Origin of the sequence: Roseateles sp. (genome assembly GCF_965262435.1) — a bacterium.
GTDB lineage: Bacteria > Pseudomonadota > Gammaproteobacteria > Burkholderiales > Burkholderiaceae_C > Paucibacter_A.
In genome coordinates this window covers 3,699,739-3,718,195 of sequence record NZ_OZ253537.1, presented here as the reverse complement: position 1 = coordinate 3,718,195, position 18,457 = coordinate 3,699,739, and the positions used below count along the sequence as shown (strand labels likewise).

Annotated in this window: 18 protein-coding genes; 1 reads left to right on the top strand and 17 read right to left on the bottom strand. The window is 63.5% G+C overall.

The genetic code is table 11. The annotated features are described in order from the left end of the window. Positions 1-18 precede the first annotated feature (18 nt). Positions 19-1,290, top strand: a complete 1,272-nt coding sequence (locus ACQY39_RS15995; RefSeq protein ID WP_428510854.1) for a DEAD/DEAH box helicase — start codon at positions 19-21, stop codon at positions 1,288-1,290. Here ACQY39_RS15995 and ACQY39_RS15990 read toward each other — a convergent pair. The 17 genes from ACQY39_RS15990 to ACQY39_RS15910 all read right to left on the bottom strand — a co-directional run bounded on the left by ACQY39_RS15990 (position 1,281) and on the right by ACQY39_RS15910 (position 18,441). Beyond that, entirely contained in the window at positions 1,281-3,152 is a 1,872-nt protein-coding gene (locus ACQY39_RS15990) for a hypothetical protein (RefSeq protein ID WP_428507860.1), read from the bottom strand. The genes ACQY39_RS15995 and ACQY39_RS15990 overlap by 10 nt on opposite strands. Positions 3,153-3,164: 12 nt before the next feature. Next, entirely contained in the window at positions 3,165-3,917 is a 753-nt protein-coding gene (locus tag ACQY39_RS15985; protein WP_428507858.1) for a PilW family protein, read from the bottom strand. Between the two features lie 8 nt (positions 3,918-3,925). Further along, the gene (locus ACQY39_RS15980) at positions 3,926-4,354 is read right to left on the bottom strand and encodes a type IV pilus modification PilV family protein (RefSeq protein ID WP_428507856.1); all 429 of its coding nucleotides are present in this window, start codon (positions 4,352-4,354) and stop codon (positions 3,926-3,928) included. Then, positions 4,338-4,817: a pilus assembly FimT family protein gene (locus ACQY39_RS15975; RefSeq protein WP_428507854.1), complete on the bottom strand. Its 480-nt coding sequence runs from the start codon at positions 4,815-4,817 to the stop codon at positions 4,338-4,340. The genes ACQY39_RS15980 and ACQY39_RS15975 overlap by 17 nt, the downstream gene beginning before the upstream one ends. Further along, a complete protein-coding gene (locus ACQY39_RS15970) occupies positions 4,817-5,290 on the bottom strand; it encodes a type IV pilin protein (protein WP_428507852.1) in 474 nt (157 codons plus the stop codon). Before ACQY39_RS15970 ends, ACQY39_RS15975 begins: the two co-directional genes overlap by 1 nt. A 324-nt stretch (positions 5,291-5,614) precedes the next feature. Beyond that, positions 5,615-6,379 carry an exodeoxyribonuclease III gene (gene xth, locus ACQY39_RS15965; RefSeq protein ID WP_428507850.1) on the bottom strand — a complete coding sequence of 255 codons (765 nt, stop codon included), beginning with the start codon at positions 6,377-6,379 and terminating at the stop codon, positions 5,615-5,617. 206 nt (positions 6,380-6,585) lie between these two features. Continuing rightward, entirely contained in the window at positions 6,586-7,920 is a 1,335-nt protein-coding gene (gene phoR / locus ACQY39_RS15960) for a phosphate regulon sensor histidine kinase PhoR (RefSeq protein WP_428507848.1), read from the bottom strand. A gap of 13 nt (positions 7,921-7,933) precedes the next feature. Then, on the bottom strand, positions 7,934-8,635 hold the full coding sequence (gene phoB / locus ACQY39_RS15955) for a phosphate regulon transcriptional regulator PhoB (RefSeq protein ID WP_428507846.1): 702 nt from the start codon (positions 8,633-8,635) through the stop codon (positions 7,934-7,936). Between the two features lie 23 nt (positions 8,636-8,658). Continuing rightward, a complete protein-coding gene (gene phoU / locus ACQY39_RS15950; protein ID WP_428507844.1) occupies positions 8,659-9,372 on the bottom strand; it encodes a phosphate signaling complex protein PhoU in 714 nt (237 codons plus the stop codon). Positions 9,373-9,454: 82 nt separating this feature from the next. Then, positions 9,455-10,303: a phosphate ABC transporter ATP-binding protein PstB gene (gene pstB, locus ACQY39_RS15945; RefSeq protein ID WP_428507842.1), complete on the bottom strand. Its 849-nt coding sequence runs from the start codon at positions 10,301-10,303 to the stop codon at positions 9,455-9,457. 51 nt (positions 10,304-10,354) lie between these two features. Next, the gene (gene pstA / locus ACQY39_RS15940; RefSeq protein WP_428507840.1) at positions 10,355-12,010 is read right to left on the bottom strand and encodes a phosphate ABC transporter permease PstA; all 1,656 of its coding nucleotides are present in this window, start codon (positions 12,008-12,010) and stop codon (positions 10,355-10,357) included. A gap of 16 nt (positions 12,011-12,026) precedes the next feature. Beyond that, the gene (locus ACQY39_RS15935; RefSeq protein ID WP_428507838.1) at positions 12,027-14,288 is read right to left on the bottom strand and encodes an ABC transporter permease subunit; all 2,262 of its coding nucleotides are present in this window, start codon (positions 14,286-14,288) and stop codon (positions 12,027-12,029) included. A gap of 100 nt (positions 14,289-14,388) precedes the next feature. Further along, positions 14,389-15,027, bottom strand: a complete 639-nt coding sequence (locus ACQY39_RS15930) for a hypothetical protein (RefSeq protein ID WP_428507836.1) — start codon at positions 15,025-15,027, stop codon at positions 14,389-14,391. 65 nt (positions 15,028-15,092) lie between these two features. After that, entirely contained in the window at positions 15,093-16,073 is a 981-nt protein-coding gene (locus ACQY39_RS15925) for a PstS family phosphate ABC transporter substrate-binding protein (protein ID WP_428507834.1), read from the bottom strand. 353 nt (positions 16,074-16,426) lie between these two features. Beyond that, the gene (locus ACQY39_RS15920) at positions 16,427-17,002 is read right to left on the bottom strand and encodes a DUF4337 domain-containing protein (protein ID WP_428507832.1); all 576 of its coding nucleotides are present in this window, start codon (positions 17,000-17,002) and stop codon (positions 16,427-16,429) included. Between the two features lie 39 nt (positions 17,003-17,041). Then, a complete protein-coding gene (locus ACQY39_RS15915) occupies positions 17,042-17,578 on the bottom strand; it encodes a dihydrofolate reductase (RefSeq protein WP_428507830.1) in 537 nt (178 codons plus the stop codon). Continuing rightward, on the bottom strand, positions 17,575-18,441 hold the full coding sequence (locus ACQY39_RS15910) for a thymidylate synthase (RefSeq protein WP_428507828.1): 867 nt from the start codon (positions 18,439-18,441) through the stop codon (positions 17,575-17,577). The genes ACQY39_RS15915 and ACQY39_RS15910 overlap by 4 nt, the downstream gene beginning before the upstream one ends. Positions 18,442-18,457: the final 16 nt, after the last annotated feature.

The window sequence follows — 18,457 nt, the reverse complement described above, 5'->3', positions numbered from 1 at the left end:
CATGGTCAGGCCTTGCTGATGTCGTTTGCCACGCTGGGCCTGTCGCCCGCTCTCGTTCGTGCCGTTCGCGACCAGGGCTACCACGCTCCCACGCCGATCCAGGCTGCGGCCATTCCGGTGATCCTGGCCGGACAGGATGTGCTGGGCCTGGCTCAGACCGGCTCCGGCAAGACGGCAGCCTATGGCCTGCCCTTGCTGCAGCGGGTGCGCGCGCCCCAGGGCGGGACTCGTTCGGTACAGGCTTTGCTCTTACTGCCCACGCGCGAGCTGGTGGCGCAGGTGGGCGGCGTACTCAGCGAGTTCGCGCAGGCATTGCCCGTTCGCTTGAAGATTGCCCAGGCCTTTGGCGGCGTGTCGATCAACCCGCAGATGATGGCCTTGCGCGGCGGCTGCGACATCATGGTTGCCACTCCGGGTCGCTTGCTCGACCTGATCGACCATAACGCGCTGGACCTGCGCAGCGTGGAAATGCTGGTGCTCGACGAGGCAGACCGCCTCTTGGACCTCGGCTTCGCCGAGGAGCTGCAGCGCATCCTGGCCCTGCTGCCGGCACGTCGTCAGAGTTTGTTTTTCTCCGCCACCTTCCCCAAGGCCGTGCAAGGCCTGGCCGAAGGCTTGCTGCACGAACCGCAGCGCATCGAGATCGCGCCCGAACCGCAACGCAGCGCTGCCATCGTGCAGCGGGCCATCCGCGTTGACGAAAGTCGCCGCACGCCCTTGCTGCGCCATCTGCTGCAGACCGAGGCGGGCTGGAGCCGGGCGCTGGTGTTCGTGGCCACCCGCTATGCCACCGAGCATGTCTCGGACAAGCTCTGGGCCCACGGCCTCAAGGCGGCCGCCCTGCACGGCGAGCTGAGTCAGGGCGCGCGCAGCCAGGTGCTGGCGGCGCTGCGCAGCGGCGAGATCCAGGTGTTGGTGGCCACCGATGTGGCCGCGCGCGGCCTGGACATCGCCGAGCTGCCGGTGGTGGTCAACTACGACCTGCCACGTTCACCCGCTGACTACACCCACCGCATCGGTCGCACCGGCCGTGCCGGCGAGACCGGCCTGGCGGTGAGTTTCGTGCCTGCGAGTGCTGAGGCCCATTTCCGCCTGATCGAGAAACGGCAGGGCCAGCGCGTGGTCCGCGAAGAGGTGGCAGGTTTTGCCGCCAGCCCCTTGAGCGAGACTCAAGAGCTGGCTCTGAGCCAGAACGGCGGCATCAAGGGCCGGCGCAAGAGCAAGAAGGACAAGCTGCGTGAAGCGGCGGCACTGGCCGCAGAGCAGGCCGAGTCAGGCGCTCAGCGGTAGCGCGACCACAGCAGATTGGCGCTGTTGGCCGCGGCCGGCGTGACCGCGCTCTCGCCCGGTTTGAAGGTGGAGGGGAGGTTGCTCAGATCGATCTTGGTGCTGGCGCCGATGATGCTGTTGCCGGCGTTGCTTCCGGTGCGGGCGGCCGAGATATAGCCGTGCACCGTGGTGCTGCCGCCGGTTTCCAGGATGTCACCGGCCAGCACATCGCCGTAAACATGGATGGAGGCGCTGAGCTTGATCTTGCCACCGCTGTAGCTGCTGCCGACCAGCCCTCCGGCACCGAAGGCAATATTGCCGGCGCCCACGGTCAGCAGCGTGCTGCTGCCGGCTTTGCAGAAGTTCTTGGGTGCGAGATTGGGGAAACTGCTGTTGGTGCAGAGCTGGCTGTAGCCGGCGTAGTTGGCTGCGTAGCTGACGTTGTCGCCCCCAGTTTCAACGTTGCCTGTCGCGACCCAGCTGTTGTAGTACGTGCCCGAGCCGGCCATGAAATCGCCCTTGAACCAAACGATGCCAGGCGCCATGGTGGTGCCCGCCAATGTCCATTTGCCGGCGCTGTAGCTGAAGCAACTGTTCTCTGGGCTGTTGCCATTGCAGATTTTGGCCGGGCAAGAGGCCACGCTGTAGCTTTTGCCGCTGCAGACATAGTCCTGATTGCTGCCGCTTCCCACCAAAAAATACACGCCGTCGGGGATGCTGCTGACGTTCTTGATCGTGACCTTGGTGTCACTTCCAACACGTTCAAACGCGTAGTTAGCACTGCTTTGGTAAGCATAGGCATCGAATGACGGCAAGCTGATCGTGCCCGCCGTAAGTGCCGTGATGGCCACATTGAGGCCAGCCACCCGGCTGAGCTTCACGTCGCTGTTCCAGGCCGGTACGTTCAAGCTTCCGCCATAGTTTCCCGCATTGACCTTGCCGGCACTTGATTCGCTGTAGTTGCCTTGAACCTGTGCCGAGCCACTGATCTCGGAATTGACCGCCGTGACATTCCCGCGGGTCTTGAGGGTGGCAATCAAGGCCCCATTGCCCAGACTGACATTGCCGATGGCTGACAAATCGGTGACGCTGTTGTCGAGCAGGCTGACCGTCCCGTTGCTCTTGAGACTGCCCACGCTGACGCCACCCGTCAGCGCGACATTCCCCATGGCCTGGACACTGCTGTAGCTGCCGCTGCCGCTCAGCGCAATATTGCCTTCAGAGAACAAGGTGGCAATGCTGGTGGCGCCGCCCAGGCTGATGTCGCCCGAGGCGTAAAGGTTGGAAATGCCGTTCAGGCTGCCGGCGCCAGTCACCTTGCCATCGACGACGATCTTGGTTTTGGCGTCTCCAAGCACATTCAGGTCACCGCTGATATCGAGATTGCCTTTGATACTGACTGCGGCACCGCGCCCCCCCGTGCCGCCGCCGCCAGGGCTGCCCTTGGCGCAGAAGGTGGCCGCCAGCAAGGCGTTGGCGCCGCCACTGCTGCCGGTGATGTTGAAGCCGACGCGGGTGCCGCCGCCGCAGTTGACGCTGTCGGCGGCCAGCACATCGGTGACCGTGGCCGAGATGCCGCTCACGCCGGCGAAGCTGACCGTCTGGTTGGCGCTCAGCTTGGCTGCATCCGTTGCACCGAGTTGGAATAGATACTGGCGCACCGCCTCGGTGCCGCTCCAGGCCTTCAGCTGTGCCTGGGTCAGCGCGTGGACGGTGACCGACTGCACCTGCAGGCTGCGCACATAGTAGATGCCACCGAACACCATCGCACCCAGCGACAAGCCGCTCAGCAGCATGAAGAGCACCGAGGACACGCCGCGTTGCGAGCGCCCGGAGCGCAGGCAAGTGGAACCTGATTGCTTGGAAAAGGGGCGGGAGGCCATGGTGTTTGAGCTTCAAGAAATCAGATTGGCCAGGCAGCTGGTGTAGGTGTTGCTGCTGCCGCTGACGCTGGAGCTGTAGTTCAGGGTCACGCTGACCGAGGCGGCCGGCGCTGTCAGCTTGCTGATGGTCTCGGGCACGGCGCCATAGGGCCAGCAATTGCTGGCATTGCGGGCACTGAGGGCGATGGCTTTGCTCATCACCTGGCCTTCGACCAGGGCCCGGCTGGTCCAGCTGATGGTCTTCCAGTTGCTGGCCAAGGGGTGGCAGTTGGTGCTGGACTGCAGCAGATAGAAGGCCTTGCTGCCGCTGTCGGACAGCAGGGCTGTGCAGGTGTAGGCGCTGCTGTTGGCGCTCAGATTGGGGTTCTGCACCCAGACAATGGCATTGCCGCTTTGGGCCGCGCTGCTCAGGTTGACGACGCTGCCGTTCAGCCGACCGGTGCTGGTGTTGAGCACCGCGCTGCTGATCAGCAGCAGATGGCTGCCGCTGCTGGGGCCGGCAATGCCGTAGCCTGCACCTTGCAGCGCGATCTGCGCGCTCAGCAGCCCGGTGGCGAGCTGGCCGTCCTGGATGGAATTGCGCACCAGTCCGCCGTCGCCGTAAAGGCTTTGCGTGGTGCTGCGGTACAGGGCCAGCGCGCCGAGTACGGCGATCAGCGAGATCACCATGCCGACCATCAGGCTGATCAGGCTCACTCCGGTCTGGTGAAAAGAGCCGGGCTTGGAGATCGAGGCATGGCCAAAAAACGGTGCAGAAGCAGACACGGTCGGCCTCAGTTGCTGACGGTCAGGACGCCGGGGCCGAACAGGGTTTCGGCGTCGGCGGCGTACTTCACCACCGGCAGGCTGGCGGATTTGGCCACACCGTTGAGGGTCACGGTCACGGCAGCGATCGTGCAAGTCTTCTGGACGCCCGTCACTTGTAAATTGGTGCCCAGAGTCAGATTGCTGCTGACCGTGCTGGCACCCGCAGCAGGGCAGCCATTGGCCACGCCAGCGTTCTGCAGGTCGGCGCGAATGCCCTGTATGGCCAGGCTCTGGCCCTTCTGATACTTCTGAGCCACCATGGCGCGGCCCAGGGCGTAGACGAGCCCCAGGCCGATCACGCCGAGCAGGACCATGGCGATCAGCGCCTCGACCAAGGCATCTCCGCGTTGGCCCGCGAGTGGGCGCCGGCGTTGCGCCTCAGTTGAGCGTGCCACTGCTGGTCTCCGTGCCTTTGCTGACTTCGAAACTGAGCGCAGTTCCGCAAACCGTGGCGCCCACCGTGGCGGCCACCGGCGAGCCGCTGCTGTCCAGGGCCACGCACTGGCGCGTGGCGTTGTTCAGCTTGATGCTGGCGGGCGGGGTCGAGGTCCAACTGACCGCGCTGCAATCGAGCGCGGCCGGGATGCCTTGACGCACGCAAAGCTGGCCCGGCACGGCCACCAGCACGGCTGCTGCCGTCGCACTGCTGGCCGATGGATTGCGCAAGGCAAGGGCCTTAAGCTGGCTCATGCCCTGCATGAGCAGGGTCTGGGTCTGTCGCACCGAGGCCTGGCTGCCCCAGGACGAGGTGAAGGGCGCTGCGGCCAGGGCCAGCATCATCATGATGGCCACCGTGACCATCATCTCGATCAGCGAGACGCCGCTCTGAGCACCAGGGAAGAACGGGTGCAGCTTCATCACCAGCTCGTGAATCCGCAGCTGCTGCTGGCCGTCCGCGTGTTGCTGTTGTTGAGCGTCAGCACGCAGCCGGCCAAGCTGCTCTTGCCGGTGGCCGTCAAGGTGTAGCTGCTGGTGGTGCTGACCAGGGTGTAGTTGAAATAGCTCGACTGCGTGGGCGCCCAGGCCGGGAAGGTCGTCGTGCTGGCCACGGTGCCGGCTGCGTTGACCGGGTAGACCAACTGCAGTTGGTATCGATTCTCCATATTGAGAGCCAGGGCAGCGAGGTCGGCGCTGGCGCTCTTGGCTCGGCTCTTGTTCACAAAGCTGGTGTAGGAGGGCAGGGCGATGGCGGCAAGGACCCCGAGTACTACCACAGTGATCATCAACTCGATCAGGGTGAAGCCTGGCGCGCGCTTCGGGCCGTGGCGATGCGGCTTTTTCTGCGATGGGAGCAGGGCCGGACGTGCGGAAACGAGCGCTGAACTGTTCAAGTGGAGTCCTTGCCGGCCCGGGGCCGAAAGCAGTGATGAGCTGAAAACACTAAAACCAACTAAATACCAATTCTACAGACTGGTATTCATTTGGATCTGCGATGTTTATCACGCTCAAGGCGCACATGAACAGGGCTCGGCCGCATGTCGCACGCCACCCGTTTCTTATAACGGATCCGCTCAGACTTGGGTACCCGAGGCTCCGGCGGCAAGGCCAAGTCCGTGTGGCAAAGCTGACAGGACGAGCCAGCGCGTCCGAAACGTCGCCCGGGCCAGCAACACCCCGTCGCTGGCTGCGCGCTTTTCAGCTCAGCTCAGCTCAGCTCAGCTCAGCTCAACCCAGACCGGTGCATGGTCGCTCGGCCGTTCATTCTTGCGGGGCGCACGGTCGATGCTGCAGGCGGTAACCTGGCTGCGCAGCGCGGCGCTGACCAGAATGTGGTCGATGCGCAAGCCTTGGTTCTTGCGGAAAGCCAGGTTGCGGTAATCCCACCAGCTCCAGCTTTTGGGCGCCTGCTCGAACAGGCGGAAGGCGTCCACCATCTGCAGGTCCAGCAGGCCCTGGAAGTGCGCGCGCTCTTCGGGCGTGCAGTGGATCTGGCCGGCCCATGCCACCGGATCGTAGACGTCGCGGTCCTCGGGGGCGATGTTGTAGTCACCCATGAGCACCAGCTTCGGGTGGCGCTGTAGTTCATCAGCGACGAAGCGGCGCAGAGCTTCCAGCCAGGCCATCTTGTAGACAAACTTCTCGCTGTCGGGTGCCTGCCCGTTGGGGAAATAGGCGCCGATGCAGCGCACACCGTCGACCGTCCCGGTGATGACTCGAGCCTGAGGGTCCTCAAAGCCGGGCAGGTTCTTCACCACGTCCAGCGCCGGGCTGCGGCTGATCAAGGCCACGCCGTTGTACGTTTTCTGGCCGAACCATTGCACTTGATAGCCAGCCGCTTCGATCTCCGCGAACGGGAACTTGTCATCGGTCAGCTTGGTCTCTTGCAGCACCAAGGCTTCGACCGGGTTGGCGGCCAGCCAGTCCAGCACCTGAGGCAGGCGCACGGCCAGGGAGTTGACATTCCAGGTGACGAGTTTCAAGGCAATCCTCAGTGACGGTTTCGATGTGAGTTCTGACCCGGGGCCGCGCAACACGGACAAACACCCGTGGGCAAGAACTCAGAAGAGGGCGTCTGGTGGACAGCCGCCACTGCGGCCGCACCAGAGCAAGGCGCCATCCTACAAGGGTCCGTCAGCGAAGGGCCCCACTGCGAAGCCAGCAGGGCAAGGCAGGCCGTGCCGGCCCGTTAGAGCGCGTCTTGTGCAGCGTTGTCGCGCACCCGCGCTGGAGGCAATAGCAGGCTGAATCGGCTGCCCTTGCCAACTTCGCTGAAGACCTGCAACTCGCCGCCATGGCGCTGCATCACATGCTTGACGATGGACAAGCCCAGCCCGGTGCCACCGGTGTCGCGCGAGCGACTGCCGTCGACGCGATAGAAGCGTTCGGTCAAGCGCGGCCAATGTTCCTTGGCAATGCCGGGGCCGCTGTCCTGCACACAGATCTGGCCGCCGCCTTCGGGCAGGCGGCGCCAGCTCAGTTCGATGTCACCGCCCTCCGGCGTGTAGCGGACCGCATTGCTGAGGAGATTGCTGATGGCACTGAGCAGCTCGGCCTCAATGCCGGCCAGTTGAATTGACATGTCAGCTTCAACTTTGATGCGATGGCGCCCCCCTGACAAGGCATTGGCATCGGCCTCCACTCGCTTGAGCAGCGGCGCCAGCTCCAGCCAGCGGTCGGCTCCGGGGCGCGGGCTGCCTTCCAACTGGGCCAGGGTCAGCAAGTCGCTGACCAAACCCAGCATGCGCTCGGTTTGATGGCCCATCAAAACCAGCACGCGCCGCCGTTCGGCCTCACTCAGGGGCAGCGAGCTCATGGTCTCGATGAAGCCGCTGAGTACGGTCAGTGGCGTGCGAATTTCGTGCGAGACATTGGCCACAAAATCGCGCCGCATGGACTCGGCGCGTTCGCGCTCGGTCACGTCCTGAGTCAGCACCAGGCGCAAGCCTTCGCCGTAGGGCCGCACGATCACCGACAAGGTGCCGGGGCCGCGACTGCTGGCCAGCAGCAAGGGCTCGTTGAAACGGCCTGCCTGTAAGTAGCTGACGAAGCTCGGATAGCGAACCAGGTTGGTGATGCGTTGCTGCAGATCGCGCTGGGGGTCGAGCGAGAAATGGTCAGCCGCCATGCGGTTGCACCAGGTCATGTGGTCGTGCGCGTCCAGCATCAGCACGCCATTGGGCGAAGCTTCGATGGCCGAGAGAAACTGCTGCAGTTGCAGCTTTTCCTGGGCGATCGCCCGGTCGCGCTTGCGCAGCGCCCGTTCGATCAAATAGGCCAAGTCCCCCCAGTAGCCACTGCCGCGCGGCGCCTCGCCTGGATGCTTCTCGCGCAGCCACTGCATCAGGCGGCGGATGCGCAAGGTGTCGATCAGCAGCAGGGCCACCACCGCGGCCAACACACCGAACCATTCGCCGATCTGGCTGTAGCCGACCAAGGTACCGAGGGCACGGCCGACCAAGTCACCGGCGATCACGATCAGGCCCACCAGGGCCAGGCGGGGCAGAAAACCGATGACGGTCATGAAGCTCCCTGGCTCAGACGGAAACGGGCTGGGCTTGTTGCGAGAGCCGGTAGCCGGCACCGCGCACGGTTTCGATCATGCGGGCGCATTGCACGCGCTCCAGGGCCTCACGCAAGCGCTTGACATGCACGTCGACGGTGCGCTCTTCGATGAAGACATGGTCGCCCCAGACCCGGTCGAGCAGCTGCGAACGGCTGTGGACTCGTTCGGGGTGGCTCATGAAGAAGTGCAGCAGGCGGAACTCGGTCGGGCCCAGCTTGACTTCGGCGCCTTCACGGCTGACGCGGCGCGTGCCTGGATCCAGGCTCAGGCCTGCGATCACCACCACCGAATCGAGCGCCTCAGGCGCCTTGCGGCGCAGCACTGCACGGATGCGCGCCAGCAGTTCGTTGGTGGAGAAGGGCTTGGTCAGGTAGTCATCGGCACCAGCGTCCAGACCCGAGACCTTGTCGGTCTCCTCGGCGCGGGCGGTCAGCATGATGATGGGCAGGTCCTTGGTGCGCTGTTGGCCGCGCCATTGGCGGGCCAGGGCCAGGCCGCTCTGGCCCGGCAGCATCCAGTCCAGAACGACCAGATCGGGCAGCACCCGGTCCACTTCGTATTGAGCCTGGTCTGCGCTGCTGGCCAGGGTCACTTCAAACCCGGAGTGGCGCAAATTGATGGAGATAAGTTCGGCGATGGCCGACTCGTCCTCGACGACAAGAATCCTCGACATGCTGTGCTTCTTCTCTATGGAGTTCAGTCTTTCAAGGCCACGGATTCAATCTGATCCAGCGGGTTGTGCCGGATGTCCGTGCCCTTGACGATGTAGATGATTTGCTCGGCCAGGTTCTTGGCGTGGTCACCGACGCGCTCGATGGCCTTGGCCACGAACACCAGGTCGATGGAGGCCGAGATGGTGCGCGGGTCTTCCATCATGTAGGTGATGAGCTTGCGCATCAGGCCGTCGAACTCTTGGTCGATCTGATTGTCCTGCTTGATCACTTCGAGGGCTTGCACGGTGTCCAGGCGCGCAAAAGCGTCGAGCGCCTTGCGCAGCGAGGCCGTGGCCAGCTCGGCTTCGAAGGAGATGTCACCGACCGGCAGGCGCAGGCGGCTGAACACACCCGTATTGATCAGGCGGTGCACGGTGCGGGCGATGCGGGCCGCCTCGTCGCCGACGCGCTCGAGGTTGCCGATGGTCTTGGAGATGGCGATCAGCAGGCGCAGATCGCGGGCCGTCGGTTGACGCAGGGCGATGATGGCCGAGAGGTCTTGGTCGATCTCGACTTCCATCTGGTTGACCCGTTCTTCGGCCACCAGCACGCGCGATGCCGCTTCGCCGTCGAAGGAGGTCAGCGCCGACACGGCCAGCTCGACCTGCGATTCCACCAGGCCGCCCATTTCCAGCACGCGGGTCGAGATACCGCTCAGTTCCAGATCGAACTGGCTCGACAGATGTTTGTCACCCATGACTTCTACCTTTGCGAAATTGAATCAATCGTTGCAGTCTAACGAGGCGCTCATGCGGGGTGGCGCGGGGCCACCCTGAGCATCAGCCGAAGCGGCCGGTGATGTAGTCCTCGGTCTCCTTGCGCTTGGGCTTCATGAACACATCGCGCGTGGCGCCGTATTCGACCAGCTCGCCCAGGTACATATAGGCCACGAAATCCGACACACGTGCGGCTTGCTGCATGCTGTGGGTGACGATGACGATGGTGTACTTGCTCTTGAGCTCCTGCAGCAGCTCTTCGATCTTGGCTGTGGCGATCGGGTCCAGGGCCGAGCAGGGCTCGTCCAGCAGCAGGACTTCCGGTTCCAGGGCAATCGCACGAGCGATCACCAGACGTTGCTGCTGGCCGCCCGACAGGCTCAGGCCGCTGCTGTCCAGGCGGTCCTTGACTTCATTCCACAGTGCAGCCTGGCGCAGCGAGCGCTCGACCGCCTCGTCCAGCTGGGCGCGGTCCTTGACGCCCAGCAAGCGCAGGCCGTAAGCCACGTTCTCGTAGATGGACTTGGGGAAAGGATTGGGCTTCTGGAACACCATGCCGACGCGGCGACGCAGCTGCGCCACATTGACGCTGCGGTCGAAGATGTTCTTGTTGTCCAGATGGATCTCGCCTTCGATGCGGCAGCCGTCGACCAGGTCGTTCATGCGGTTGAAGCAGCGCAGCAGGGTCGACTTGCCGCAGCCGCTGGGGCCGATGAAGGCCACCACATGGCCGCGCGGGATATTCAGCGACACCTTGTGCAGGGCCTGCTTGGCACCGTAGAACAGGTTCAGTTCCTTGACCGACAGGGCCACGTCCAGCTCGTCCAGGGGCTTGAGCGGCACTGCCGACTCGGGCACGGCGGTGGAAATCTTAAGCTTGGGCAATTCGGCGCTAGTTGCGAGGGAGCTCATGAATGTCTCTCCAGATCAAAAGTGGGTAGGGGCGGGCACGGAGGTCTGAAATCAGACCGAGTCCAGCTCTTTGAATTTTTCACGCAGACGGTTGCGCATACGAATGGCCGTCAGGTTCAAGCCGATGATCACGATCACCAGCAGCATGGCGGTGGCGTAGACCAAGGGACGAGCCGCTTCCACGTTGGGGCTCTGGAAGCCCACGTCGTAGATGTGGAAGCCCAGGTGCATGAACTTGCGTTCCAGGTGCAGGAAGGGGAAGAAGCTATCCAGCGGCAGGGCCGGCGCCAGCTTGACCACACCCACCAGCATCAGCGGTGCCACCTCGCCGGCGGCGCGCGCCACGGCCAGAATCAAGCCGGTCATCATGGCCGGGCTGGCAATCGGCAAGACCGTGCGCCACAGGGTTTCGGCCTTGGTTGCACCCAGAGCCAGGCTGCCTTCGCGCACCGAGCGCGGCACGCGGGCCAAGCCTTCTTCGGTCGCCACAATCACCACCGGCAAGGTCAGCAGGGCCAGGGTCAGAGCCGACCACAAGATGCCGGGGCTGCCGAATGTGGGCGAGGGCAGGGCTTCGGGGAAGAACAGGCGGTCGATATTTCCGCCCAGGAAGTAAACGAAGAAGCCCAGACCGAACACGCCGTAGACGATTGAAGGCACGCCGGCCAGGTTGTTCACCGAGATGCGGATGATGCGGATCAGCGGACCCTGTTTGGCGTACTCGCGCATATAGATGCCGGCCATGATGCCCAGCGGCGTCACGATCACGGCCATCAACAGCACCATCATCACCGTGCCGAAGATGGCCGGGAAGATGCCGCCTTCGGTGTTGGCTTCGCGCGGGTCGTCCCAGATGAACTCGCCCAGCTTCTTGGCATAGTGGCCAATCTTGTCGAACAGGCCCATGGTGTTGGCGCGGTAGACGTCGGCCACCTGGGCCAAGCTCACCTCGACCTCGCGGCCATCGGCCACGCGGCCGACAAAGCTGTCGCGGCCGATCTGCTTGCGCAGCGCATCCGTCTTTTCCTGCAGGCTGGCGAAGGTCTTGTTCAGCGCCTCGCGCTGCACCTCCATGGCGGCCTTGCTGCTGTCGCTGAGCTTGCCTTCCAGCTGCAGGCTGCGTTCTTGCAGGCGCAGGCGTTCCAGTTCGAAATTGACGCGGCCGATTTCCTTCTTCTCGACCGCATGGATTTCATTGAACAGCTGCTGAGCGCGCACGGCGCGCTGCTGCAGCTCGGGCCAAGCGGCCTCGCCGCTGGCCACGATCTGGCCGTCCTGCTTGACCGACACCAGGTGGCCGTAGAAATTGCCCCATTCGCGGCGCTCCACGGTCACCACATCTTCGGGCAGCGTCTGCTCACCCAGCAAGGGCAGGGGGAACCAACGGAAGTCCACGCCCGAGACATCGCGGTTGCCCAACTTGATGAGCACACGGTCAGTGAAGGTGTCGTTGCCCGGGATCACGAAGCCCGCTTCGCGCAGGCGGCGCACGGCCACTTCCTCGCGCTCACGGATTTCGCCGATCAGGCCGATGGTTGTGCCATCACGTTCCTTGTAGGTGGTCTCGATGACCGCCTTGGGCCAGAAATGGCCGAGGCCACGCAGGGCCGTCAGGGCCATCACGCCGGCCACAGCCAGCACGGACACTGCCACGGCGCCGGCGGTGAGCCAGATCCAGGGCGAGCCGCTTTTGAACCAGTCTTTCATGATTGATCGTGCTCCGTCAGATGGTGCTGTACTTCTCGCGCAGACGCTGGCGAATCAGCTCGGCGAGGGTGTTGACGAGGAAGGTGAAGGCGAACAACACCAGGGCGGACAAGAAGAGCAGGCGGTAATGGGTTTCACCGACGCCTGCTTCGGGCATTTCGACACCGATATTGGCGGACAAGGTACGGAAGCCCGAGAACATGCTGAAGTCCATCACGGCGGTGTTGCCAGTGGCCATCAGCACGATCATGGTTTCGCCGACCGCGCGGCCCAGGCCGATCATCACGGCCGAGAAAATGCCGGGGCTGGCGGTCAGCAGCACGACACCCATCATGGTCTGCCAAGGCGTGGCACCCAGGGCCAGCGAACCCGAGGTCAGGGATTTGGGCACGCTGAAGATGGCGTCTTCGGCAATCGAGAAGATGGTCGGCGTGACGGCAAAGCCCATGGCGATGCCGACCACCAGCGAGTTGCGCTGCTCGAAGCTGATGCCGGCGGTGTTCGACAGCCAGTGCGGCAGGTCACCGCCAAAGAAGGCGGCTTCAAGCGGATGACCGAGCTGGAAGAAGCCCCAGATCACCACCACCACGATCGGCATCAGCAGGGCGGCTTCCCAACCCAGGCCCACGCGTTCGACCAAGCCGCGCGGCATCAGATGCCAGATGTAAGAGGCGACGACCATGGCCAGCGGCAACATCAGCAAGCTCATCAAGACGCCGGCCAGATTGTTCTCGACCAGGGGCGCCAGCCACAGGCCGGCCAAGAAACCCAGCACCACGGTCGGCAGGGCGGCCATCACCTCGATGGTCGGCTTGACGATCTCGCGCATGCGCTGGGTCATGAAATAGGCGGTGAAGATCGCGCCCAGGATGGCCAGAGGCATGGCCACCATCATGGCGTAGGTGGCAGCCTTGATGGTGCCGTAGGTCAGCGGCGCAAGGCTGAACTTGGGCTCGAAGTCGGCATTCGAGGCCGAGCTTTGCCAGACATAGTCAGGCTCTTCGTAGCTTTCGTACCAGACCTTGCTCCACAGGCTGCTGAAGGAAACTTCCGGGTAGTGGTTGTCCACCGCTGCGGTGTAGACGCGACCGGCCTGGTCTTGAGCCATATAGCCGTTGCCGCGCGGCGGCACGCCCAGCACGGTGAGCGGCTTGTCGCTGAGCTTTTCAACGAACAGCTGGCGCTGCGAGGTGGCGAAGTAGCTGCCCAAATTGCCGCTCGAGTCACCAACGATGAAGCCCTTGCGGAAGAACTCGGCGCTCATGGCCGTGATGCCAGCCGGCATGGACTTGAAGTCGCGGATTTGTTTGAGCGCGAAGTTTGTGCCCTCGGTGCGCACCGGGAACCACTGACTCAGGGCGCCCTTGTCGGTACCGACGATCAGCGAGAAGCCGCCGCTCAACATGGTCAGGGCTGTGACCTTCTGGTCGGCCGGCGCCAGGTCGATGGTCTCCAGCAGCACGGGGCTGGACTTGTTGCTGATGTTGAAGCGCGCCAGCTTGCGTTCGCCGTGCAGCACATAGAGTTCGCGCTGCTTGGATTCGATCAGCAGTTGGCGGATGCCGACCGGTGCCGAAGGGATTTCCGATTGCTGGACTTCACTCTTGGTTTCGCCCGTCATGGCGTTGGTGCTGACATTGACGGCCGACAGCAGCAGGCGGCCGTCTTCGGTGACTGCTGCCAGGGTCGAGCCCTCTTCGCTCTGCTGAATGCCCAGCAGCTTGATGGGCTTGCCCTGCGGGTCAACGCTCACCGGAGCCTCGCCGACCGGGTACTCCAGGGCGGGCGTGATGACGCGCTTGTTGTTGGGGAAGCTGACCGCAAAGCTCTGCTTGACCAGGATGACGCGGCCGTCCGACAGGCCAAAGCCCTGAGCGAAGCTGCGGCGCTCGCCGATGTCGGCGCTGGTGATGGTGGCGCCTGCGGGCACCGGCACCTGGGTCTGGGCAATTTGCTCGCCGGTGGCGAATTTAAAGAAGGTGATGGCACCGCCAGCCCCGACGCGCGAACCGATTTCGCGCTGCTCTTCGCCCGTCAAGGACAGGGTGGTCTGGGCGTCGCCGCCGGGGGTGGCGAACTGCTGGCGATGTTCAACGCCAGGCGGCATGAACAAAGGCACCACGACACTGACCAGGTACACAAAAATGGCGGAAACCGCCACGATGACGCTCAGACCACCAAAGGTCATCAGTTTCTCGAACAGCTTGTCGGTCAACAGTCGCCGACTCATGGCGCGGTCGACGCTGATCGACGTTTGGGTTGGACTGGCTGTATTCATGGGTGGGAAATGTTCCGCGCTGACGTTATGAAAGGGTGGGCAGGACCGGCCTGCTCACCCTCTTCGCTCATGGGCTCTGGCATGAGCCCTTGGGTCTGAATCAGGACTGGGAGGCAGCCCGCAAAGCCTTGAAACGTTCGATCCGGTTCAGGGGCTTGCCACCCTTGATGCTGTCCTTGTTCATCACGTAGACCAGGGTCTCGCCCTTGGGGCCCACGCCGATGTCGGAGAAGCCGTAAGCCACTTCGCCGAAGGCCACGAAGTCCTTCATGTCCTTCAGATCGCCAAACACGTAGTAGCGGCCGTTCTTCAGCACTTCACCGTAGAACTCGGGTGCGCCGGCGAACTGGCCGCTCAGGGCCTTTTCACCGAGGCTGGGCTTGTTGCTCTTGACGTCGTCACCGGTGATGCCGAAGACGACGGTCGCGCCGCCTGGGCCTTCGCCGATCTTGGTTCGGGTCAGGGTGACTTCGCCGTGGCTCAAAAAGTCGCGGTAGTTCTTCAGGTCGCCGAAGGCGTGCACGCGGCCCGACTCCGGCAGGACGACATAGAACTCCTTGATCAGTTCGACCACCGGTGCCGGTGCGGCCACGGGAGCCGGAGCCGGTGCGGCAGCGGTCACCACAGGGGCAGGTGCGGCCACCGGAGCGGCGGGCGTGGCCACCGGTTGGGTGCTGGCGCAGGCCGTCAGGCCCAGGACGGCAACGGCCAGGGCCGCGTTCAGTGCAGATGTCTTCATGGCTTGTGTTCCTCAGTCGCTCGGTCACGGCCGCTGCCACCCGAAGGTGGCGGCGGCCACGCTGCTTACTTGCTGATTTCGCCCAGGAAACGGGCAGCCATGGCGGCCGGCACAGGCACGAAACCGTCCTTGATGGTCACTTCCTGGCCTTGCTTGGACAGCACCATCTTGAAGAACTCGCGCTCCAGCGGGTTCAGCGGCTGGTTGGGCTTCTTGTTCACGTAGACGTACAGCACGCGAGCCAGCGGGTAGGTGCCGTCGATGGCGTGCTTGGCATCGGGTTCAACGAAAGGCTCACCGGCCTTCTTCGACAGCGGCAGGGCACGCACGCCCGAGGTCTTGTAGCCAATGCCCGAGTAGCCCAGCGCATTGATCTGGGTCGACACGCTCTGCACCACCGAAGCCGAACCTGGCTGCTCGGCCACATTGCGCTTGAAGTCGCCCTTGCACAGGCCCACGTCCTTGAAGAAGCCGTAGGTGCCCGAGACCGAGTTGCGGCCGTACATGGCGATGTCACGGCTGGCCCACTCACCGGTCAGGCCGACTTGGCCCCACTTGGTGAAGTCGGATGCGCCGCCGCACTTGCGGCTGACCGACAGGATGGCGTCCAAGTCGGTGATGGTCATGCCCTTGATCGGGTTGTCCTTGTTGACGTAAACAGCCAGGGCGTCGATGGCCACGCCGACAGCGGTGGGCTTGTAGCCATGCTTCTTCTCGAAGCCTTCGACTTCACGGGCAGTCATCAGACGGCTCATGGGGCCGAAGTTGGCCGCACCTTCGGTCAGTGCCGGCGGCGCCGTGGAGGAGCCCGCACCTTGGATCTGGATGTTGACGTTGGGGTAGGCGCGCTTGAACTCTTCGGCCCACAGCGTCATCAGATTGTTCAGGGTGTCGGAGCCAACGCTGGTGAAGTTGCCAGACACGCCCGAAGCCTTCTGATACGCCGGCAGCGCCGGGTCAACCTTGACAGTCTGGGCCGAAGCGGCGGTCGCAACAATCATCAAGCCTGCAATGTGCAGGGCAGCGGCAAGGCGAGAAGGGGTCATTCGTCAACTCCAGTGATTAGATGGGATGTGCTCTTTCAGCAGCCCGGATGCTAAACAGCAGTCGTGACAGAGATATGACGGAATTTGACAGAAGTCGATGCTGTAGAAAAATTTCATCCGTCATATGACAAGTCCGAGACTGTCATATGACTGTGAAATATAGGCCAATCAGGCCGAGGCGGGGCAGAAAATGCGGGCAATTGAGCGCTGAAGCACTCTTGAGGCGCGCGCGAGACAGCGGCGGTCCACCTCGCCAAAACGTTCTGAGGGTGCTGCCTCCCTAGAGATGACACCGCACCACGAACCCCAAGCGCACCGGCCGGCGGGTCAAGTAATGGCCGGCGTGTCGCTTGTCAAAAATGCAAGGCCGCCATACCGCCAAGGCCGAAGCCCAACAGGCCCAAGGCGACGGTGGCCCATTCCATCCAGCGCTTCTTGGTCAACAAAGCGATGGCAGCCAGGGCGATTGACACCTGCAGCGCCGTGGTCGCTTGCGCCCAGCGGTGGTGCAGATGCATCTGCTCGGCACTCTTTTCATCGAAGGCTTGTGACTCCTTGTCCAAGGCCTCGGCCTTGTCGCGGATGCCGCCTTTCTCCTCCTTGTAGCGCTCCACTTCCTTCTGGTAGCCCGCCCGCTTGTCCTCGGGCACCAGGGCCAGAGCCAGTTCAGCCATGTTCTGCTTGTTGCTCTTGGATTGGTAGAGCGACCACTGATTGGCGGCTTCGGTCTTTTTGATGGCCGCGTCGTTCTTGTACAGACCGGCATTGGCCTGAGTCGCGCCGCCCATATAAGAGAACATCGCGCCCACCGTGGCCAGAATGGCCGTGATCACGGCCAACTGCCCGGCCAAGCCTTTGGGGTCGGCGTGGGCAGCGTGTTCAATCTCATGGTCGTGCGGGCCGTGCACATGGAACCCGTGTCCAGACATGGTGGCTTCAATCCTCTCTAGATTTCAGTTTTGGAACGTTCAGACCGCAGCGCGACGCTCGTAGCGCGCAAAGTCGAAGCGCCAGCCGTTCTTGTCGCTGTGCTGGCTTTCCCGCCGGGTCTCGGCAAAGTCGGCCGCAGGCACGGCCGGGAACCAACTGTCGGCGTCGGCAAAGTCTGCATCGACCTCGGTCAGCTCCAAGACATCGGCGTGGGCCATGGCCTCGGTGTAAATTTGGGCGCCACCGATCACGCAGACCTGGGGCAGACCGGCGCAAGCCAGCAAGGCACTTTGCAAATCGGTGAACACCTCGGCGCCATTCAACATCAGACCCGGCTGGCGTGACAGGACGATATTGCGCCGGCCGGGCAAAGGGCGAAAGCGCTCGGGCAGGGAATCCCAGGTCTTGCGGCCCATCAGCACAGGCTGACCCTGAGTCAGGGCCTTGAAGTGGGCCATGTCCTCGGGCAAGTGCCAGAGCAGGCCGTTGTCGCGACCGATCTCCCGACCGCGGCCAAGGGCGGCGACCAAGACCACGCGGGGCAGGGCAGCGGGGCTTGCCTGTTCGCCGCTCATACCGCCACCGGTGCCTTGATGGCTGGGTGCGGGTCGTAGCTTTCGAGCTCGAAGTCCTCCAGCTCGTAGCCGAAGATCGAGTCCGGCCGGCGCCGGATCTTCATCTGTGGGTAGGCGCGCGGTTCGCGGGCCAGCTGGGTCTGCACCTGCTCGAAGTGGTTGGCGTAAATGTGGCAATCACCGCCGGTCCAGACGAAGTCACCCAGATCCAGATCGCATTGCTGGGCCAGCATCTGGGTCAGCAGGGCATAGCTAGCAATATTGAAAGGCACGCCCAAAAAGATGTCGGCGCTGCGCTGGTAGAGCTGGCAAGACAGGCGGCCGCGCTCGCCCGGCGCTTGCGGCGGAGCGACATAGAACTGGAAAAACGCATGGCAAGGCATCAAGGCCATCTGGTCCAGCTCGGCCACATTCCAGGCGCTGACAATGATACGGCGCGAGTCTGGGTTGGCTTTCAGCTGCTGCACCACCTCGGCGATCTGGTCGATGTGACCGCCTCCGGCCTTGGGCCAGCTGCGCCACTGCACACCGTAGACGGGGCCCAGGCTGCCGTCTTCGCGCGCCCATTCATTCCAGATCGTGCAGCCACGCTCTTGCAGCCATTGCACATTGGAGTCGCCGCGCAGGAACCAGAGCAGTTCCAGGATGATGGATTTCAGATGCACCTTCTTGGTGGTGACCAGCGGGAAGCCCTGGCTCAGATCGAAACGCATCTGGTGGCCGAACACCGAGCGTGTGCCGGTGCCCGTGCGGTCGCCTTTGTGCACGCCATGCTCGAACACATGGCGCATGAAGTCTTCGTACTGGCGGGGCGCCGGGCCGTTATCGGCCGGTGCGCTGGAGGCGGAGCTGCTGGTGTTCATGGGCCGGGATTCTAGG